The 6,298-nt window shown below is 62.0% G+C and carries 6 protein-coding genes and 1 pseudogene; all 7 read left to right on the plus strand.

Annotated features, from left to right (window positions below):
* Positions 1–57: 57 nt before the first annotated feature.
* Positions 58–450 (plus strand): transposase, encoded by a 393-nt coding sequence (locus JOZ06_RS20595; protein ID WP_293235940.1) that lies wholly within the window; start codon positions 58–60, stop codon positions 448–450.
* Positions 426–785, plus strand: coding sequence for an IS66 family insertion sequence element accessory protein TnpB (gene tnpB / locus JOZ06_RS20600; protein WP_293235942.1), 360 nt, complete (start codon positions 426–428; stop codon positions 783–785). Before JOZ06_RS20595 ends, tnpB begins: the two co-directional genes overlap by 25 nt.
* 152 nt (positions 786–937) lie before the next feature.
* Positions 938–2,380 (plus strand): annotated as a pseudogene (locus JOZ06_RS20605) (IS66 family transposase); the annotation flags it as partial.
* 416 nt (positions 2,381–2,796) lie between these two features.
* Positions 2,797–3,087, plus strand: a complete 291-nt coding sequence (locus JOZ06_RS20610; protein ID WP_293235944.1) for a DUF1778 domain-containing protein — start codon at positions 2,797–2,799, stop codon at positions 3,085–3,087.
* Positions 3,084–3,584, plus strand: coding sequence for a GNAT family N-acetyltransferase (locus JOZ06_RS20615; RefSeq protein ID WP_293235946.1), 501 nt, complete (start codon positions 3,084–3,086; stop codon positions 3,582–3,584). Before JOZ06_RS20610 ends, JOZ06_RS20615 begins: the two co-directional genes overlap by 4 nt.
* Positions 3,585–4,058: 474 nt before the next feature.
* On the plus strand, positions 4,059–5,636 hold the full coding sequence (locus tag JOZ06_RS20620) for an ABC transporter substrate-binding protein (protein ID WP_293235948.1): 1,578 nt from the start codon (positions 4,059–4,061) through the stop codon (positions 5,634–5,636).
* 2 nt (positions 5,637–5,638) lie between these two features.
* On the plus strand, positions 5,639–6,298 hold a 660-nt coding region (locus tag JOZ06_RS20625), incomplete at its 3' end, for an ABC transporter permease (protein WP_293235950.1).

Raw genomic sequence — 6,298 nt, forward strand, 5'->3', positions numbered from 1 at the left:
TTGATCTGCCTCGGCCATTCTAGGAGCATCGTGTCCACTTAATTTCATGGTGGACACATGGACACGTTGCTCCTTCCCGAAGCTGGTCGGCCACGTCGCCGCTATACCCCGCAGTTCAAAGCTCAGATCGTCGCCGCTTGCCGGCAACCGGGCGTGTCCGTGACGGCCATCGCGCTGGAGAACCGCATCAATCCCAATCTACTGCGTCGCTGGGTGCGCGAGTATGCCGACTTGCCCGCGGAGCCGTCGGCGCCAACCGTATTACCCGCCCCTCGACAAGCGTTGCCACCGCCCCAGGCCAGCTTTGTGCCAGTCCAGGTGGCCCCGCCGATAGCGACGGCGGAACCGATTCGCATCGAGCTGCGACGAGGCGAGGTGGTGCTCAATCTTGCTTGGCCAGCGACACAGGCGGAGGCCTGCGTCTATTGGCTACGGGAACTGCTGCGGTGATCGCGCCGCTGCGGGTGTTTCTGGCGGTCGACCCGCTCGACATGCGCTGGGGCATCGAGCGCCTGTCCTGCCATGTGCAGCACGCTCTCGGCCGCTCGCCTTGTGAGGGCGCCGCTTTCGGTTTCACCAACCGTGATCACACCCGGCTCAAGTTGCTGATTTGGGATGGCACCGGCGTGTGGCTGTGTCAGCGCCGTTTGCTTCAAGGCCGTTTCGTCTGGCCCAAGCCGGGCGACACACTTTGCGCGTTGACCGCCGAGCAATGGCAGTGGCTGACCAAGGGCGTGGACTGGCAGCGACTCAGTGCCGAGCCGCCTGGCAACTGGCAAGTCTAGGGATGGGCGGCGCCAGGGCCTCGTGCGAAGATCGACGCATGAACCTGCTCGCCGACTTGACCCAACTGCAACCTTCGCCCGCACTGCTGTCCGGCGTGGCGGCGATGCTGCGCCAAGTGACGACCAATGAACAACAGCTCCAGGTGCAGAGCGCGCAGATCAAGTACCTTGAGCAGAAGAACAAAGCGTTGATGCTTGAGCTCGCCCACCTCAAGCGCATGCGTTTCGGCAGCAAGAGCGAAGCGTTCACCGCCGATCAGCGGACGCTGTTTGAAGAGGATGCGGTCCAAGACCTGGCCGCCGTGCAGGCGGAACTGGAGGCGCAAGTGCCCAAGGTGCCGGAACCGGCGCCTGCGCGCAAGCGAGATCGCGCCGGTCGGCAGCCGCTGCCGCCGCACCTGCCGCGCATCGAAGTACGGCACGAGCCCGCGTCGTGCACCTGCGGCCACTGCCAGGGGCCACTGGTCAAGATCGGCGAGGACGTCAGTGAACAACTGGATATCGAGCCGGCGCGCTTCTTCGTGGTGCGCAACATCCGCCCGCAATACGCCTGCCGCCACTGCGAAACGGTTCAAGCCGCGCCGGTAGCGCCCGCGATCATCGATGGCGGTATGGCCACGCCCGGCCTGCTGACCTGGGTAGCGATCGGCAAATACCTGGATCATTTGCCGTTGTACCGGCTGGAACAGATCGCCGAACGCCAGCAAGTACCGCTGGCGCGTAGTACGCTGTGCGAATGGATCGGCCGCATCGGCGTGGCACTGCAACCGCTGGCGGATCGCCTGGTGGAGAGACTACGCGAAGGCAGCAGCCTGCATGCCGACGAAACCCCCGTGCAGCAGTTGGACCCAGGCAGCGGCAAAACCAAGCGCGCCTACCTGTGGGCCTATCGCAGCAACGACCTGGCGGGCGCTGCGCCGATGGTGGTGTTCGATTACCAGCAAAGCCGTAGCGGCAAACACGCCGCTGCCTTCCTGCAAGACTGGTGCGGCCTGCTGATGGTCGATGATTACGCGGGCTACAAGCAATTGCTGGGCGAGAACGTCGTCGAACAAGCCTGCCTGGCGCACGCCCGGCGTAAATTCTTTGAGCTACACGCCAATGGCGGCCATCCCGTCGCGGCGGAAGCGTTGGCTCGCATCGGCGCACTGTACGCTGTAGAAGCACGGGCGAGAGAGCTCAAGCCGTCCGAACGTTACCGACTACGGCAAACCCAGAGCCTCCCCATCCTGCAAGCCTTGCATGACTGGCTGATATCCCTGCGCCCTAACGTCGCACCCGGCAGTGGCCTGGCGAAAGCCATCGACTATTTGCTGCGGCGATGGGAGGCGTTCACGCGCTATGCCCATAGCGGCGACCTGCCCATCGACAACAATGCGGTTGAAAACGCCATCCGCCCCATCACCCTGGGCAAGAAAAATTGGCTCTTCACCGGGAGTGAGCGTGCGGGCCGTCGGGCCGCTGCCATTCAAAGCCTGTTGGCAACCGCCAAGCTCAACGGGCTGGATCCTGCTGCGTGGCTCAAAGACACGCTGGAAAAACTGCCGACCTGGCCCAACTCCCGCATCGACGAATTGCTGCCGGTTCGTAGTTGACCACATCCGACCGCCAACAAATAGGCGGTCGCGTCGAACGCTTACAAAACAACGGCAACTGCTGGAGGTCTTGGTTTGAACGAACGACGGGGGCTGACGTACCATGGGTGTTAGCCATCTAACTCTCCTTCGGTGTTTAAGAGTTGGTTGGTTAGCGGGTCCGGGGGATTGCCCTCCCTCGGGCCCGCGCCCTTGCGGCGGACGCCGCAAGCCTCCCCACCTTATCCAGCCGATCCCCAAACGACAAGGGCGCGTAACCGTCAGAAAATGCTGAAAATACATGAACTCAGTGGATCTTGCGGTGATGACATCTTGCCCTGGAGGGCGCGTCGCCCATAGTGCATAATTGGTTTTTTGTGCGTACAATGTAAATACATTCAAAAGTGATCCGCTGCACTATCGGGCGAGAGACAATCATGGCTACCACGACTGCAACTAGAGAAACCACCATCAACCTACGCGCGCCTAGTGCTCAGCGTGCGCTGATTGATCAAGCCGCCCATCTGGCTGGCAAGAGCCGTACGGACTTCATGCTGGAAGCCGCATGTGAGAAGGCGCAACAAATGTTGTTGGACCGTACTGTGTTCGCGCTTGATGCTGCAGGCTTTCAGCGTTTCTCCGAGTTGCTGGATGCGCCGCTTGACAATCGGGAGGCGTTGACCCGTTTGTTGAATCGTCGCGCCGCGTGGGATGAGGCGGATCAATGAGCTTGACCGCACCTCACCCTCTGGGTGATGGCCACCGGCTTGAGACCTTCCGTTGTACCGAACCCGAGTTGGAAAGTTGGTTAAAACAGCGTGCCCGCAAGAACCAGCAGGACGGCGCATCGCGATGCTTCGTCGTGTGCGACGATGACACGGTTGTGGGGTTTTACGCTCTGGCTGCGGGCTCTGTGCTGCATACGCAAGCAACCGGCAGTATCCGGCGCAACATGCCCGACCCGATTCCCGTCGTGGTGCTTGGCCGCCTGGCTATCCACACGGCTTACCAAGGAAGAGGGATGGGGGCCGATCTGCTTAAGGATGCCGTGTTGCGGTCACTACGGCTTTCGCGCGAGATGGGCATTCGCGCCTTGCTGTGCCATGCCATCGACGAAAACGCCAAACGGTTTTATTTGCATCACGGCTTCATTGCCTCTCCCGACGAACCGCTGACCCTGATGCTGAACTTGGCCAAGCTTGCGAGTGCTGGCGTCGGTAAATAATAGGGTTTGGCTAGATCGTTTACGCGGAGGCCGCTCCCGGCGTGAGCTTCTACGTGAAGGGCGGCGCGTCGATTCCTGCTAGGTCGGCGCGAGCGACTTTGCTCTGTTCGTTGGCGACCCCGTTTGGGGGCGTTTTTTCTTGATCTAATCCCCGTTTATCCGAGCGTGCCGTTCGAGGGCTTTGTCCAGCAGGGCCGCTACCTGGTTTGGTACAACATGCCGCTTGCGCGAGTGAGGGGGTGTTCGAGGTGATTGAAAAGGGCGCTTAGGCCGCAATCATGTACATATCAATGTGCATCATGGTAATGCTGAAAATCACCTGATCCGTTGGGGGCGAAGGGGCGTGGCGGCTGGGCGCCCGAATTGTTTGTTGTTCCAATAAGTAATTTGCAAATAAAATTTTATAATTAAAAGAGATAATAAAGCTGCGTACACTGGCTCTTCACGGATAACAAAATTCCAAGGAGCATCTCAGTGAAACGCATCGTGCAGGCAGTCTTGCTGGCGCTTCCCGCGCTGGCGTCCTCATTGGCTCTGGCCGCCACGCCGGCCAACACCCTGGTCGTGGCGCAGGATATCGACGACATCGTCAGCCTCGACCCGGCCGAGGGGTTCGAACTCAGCAGCGTGCAGTCCTTCAACAGCTTGTACCAGCGTCTGGTGCAGCCCAATCCGTCCAAGCCGACCGAACTGCAGCCGGCCCTGGCCAGCCGCTGGCTGGCGGGCAAGGACGATCGCAGTCTGGTGTTCACGCTCAAGCCGGGGGCGCGCTTCGCCTCGCAAAACCCGGTGCGCCCGGAGGATGTGGTGTTCTCGCTCACGCGGGCGGTGAAGCTGAATAAAGCGCCGGCGTTTATTCTCAACGAGCTGGGATGGAAGGCCGACAACGTCGACGGCTACGTTAAGAAAGTCGGCGCCAATCAGGTGGAAGTGCGCTGGCCGGCCAAGGTCGGGCCGTCTTTCGCGTTGAGCATCCTGTCCGCGCCGGTGGCGTCGATCGTCGATCAAAAAACCGCCTCCGCCAACGAGCAAAACGGCGATAGCGGCAATGGCTGGCTCAAGAGCCATTCGGCCGGCAGCGGGCCGTTCAAGATTCGCAGTTACCAGCCGCATGAGGCGCTGGTGCTGGACGCCAACGCGACCTCGCCGGGCGGGGCGCCTAAGCTGAAGGCGGTCATCCTGAAAAACGTGGCCGATGCCGCTTCGCGCCGTCTGCTGATCGAGCAGGGCGACGCCGATATCGCGCGCCATCTGGGCGTCGATCAGGTGGCCTCGCTGCAGGGCAAGCCCGGGATTCGCGTGTTGCCGCTGCCTTCGGCCGCGGTCGACTATGTGGCTTTCAACGCCGCCAATTCGGACAATCCGGCGCTGAAAAACCCGGCGCTGTGGCAGGCCGCCCGCTGGCTGGTCGACTACCGCGGCGTGGCCGACAAGCTGCTCAAGGGGCAGTTCCAAGTGCATCAGGCCTTTTTGCCCGAGGGCTTCCCCGGGGCGTTGAAGGACAATCCCTATCGCTACGATCCAGCCAAGGCCCAGGCGATTCTGGCCAAAGCGGGTCTCAAGGACGTCAACATCAAGCTGGATGTGTTCAATCAGCCGCCGTTCATCGATATTGCCCAGTCGCTGCAGGCTAGTTTTGCCGCCGGCGGCATCCATCTAGAGCTGCAGCCGGCCGTCGGCAGTCAGGTGTACGCCAAAGTGCGCGCGCGCGCCCAACAGGCGGTGCTGTTGTCATGGACGCCCGATTATTTCGACCCGCACTCCAACGCCAGCGCGTTCGCCATCAATCGCGAGGATGGCGTCAAAACACTGGCTTGGCGCACGGGCTGGAATATCCCGGCGCTTAGCGACAAGACCGACGCTGCGGTGCAGGAAGTGAATCCGGCCAAGCGCGCCAAGCTGTACCAGGCCATTCAGCGCGAAGTACAGCAGGACTCGCCGTTCGTGGTCGCCTTTCAAGCGCGCGAACAACTGGTGCTGCGCAGCAACGTCAAGGGCTATGCCCAGGGCCTGAACGCCGACATGGTGTATTTCGATAAAGTCGTGAAATGACCGTGTCCGCCGTTGCCCTCAAGAGTGCCCGCCTGGCGGCGGGCACGTTGTGCGCGTTGGCGCTGACCTTGGCCGGCTTGATGCTGCTGACCTTTTTGCTGTCGCGCCTGGCGCCGATCGATCCGGCATTGCAGGCGGTGGGCGATCACGCCAGCGAGGCCAGCTATGCGCAGGCGCGCCTGGCGCTCGGGCTGGACCGGCCTTGGCCGCAGCAATTCGCCCATTATGCCTGGCGGTTGGCGCAGGGCGATCTCGGCGTGTCGCGCGCCACCGGGCAACCGGTTGCCGACGATTTGCGCCGCGCCTTTCCGGCTACGGTCGAGTTGGCTTCCACCGCCATGCTGTTCGGCGGGCTGGCGGGGCTGGGGCTTGCCTTGTTGGCTGCGCGTTATCCGGGGCGCTGGCCGGATTGGGTGGCACGGGGCGTCGCCGTGTTGGGTTATTCGGTGCCGGTGTTTTGGCTCGGACTGATCGGCCTATTGCTGTTCTACGCGCGTTGGCACTGGGCGGGCGGCCCGGGGCGGGTCGACGATGCCTTTCTCTATAGCTTGCCGGCGGGTAGCGGCCTGTTGTTGCTCGATAGTTTGCGCGCCGGCGACAGCGATTTATTGCGCAATGTGGTGGCCCATCTGTGGCTGCCGACGCTGGTCCTGGCGTTGCAA

It is taken from the genome of Paludibacterium sp. (assembly GCF_019232825.1).
Classification (GTDB): domain Bacteria; phylum Pseudomonadota; class Gammaproteobacteria; order Burkholderiales; family Chromobacteriaceae; genus Paludibacterium.

Coding starts and splice junctions, on each gene's coding strand:
- JOZ06_RS20595 (WP_293235940.1), top strand. CDS start 58: ATGGACACGTTGCTCCTTCCCGAAGCTGGTCGGCCACGTCGCCGCTAT.
- JOZ06_RS20610 (WP_293235944.1), top strand. CDS start 2,797: ATGGCTACCACGACTGCAACTAGAGAAACCACCATCAACCTACGCGCG.
- JOZ06_RS20615 (WP_293235946.1), top strand. CDS start 3,084: ATGAGCTTGACCGCACCTCACCCTCTGGGTGATGGCCACCGGCTTGAG.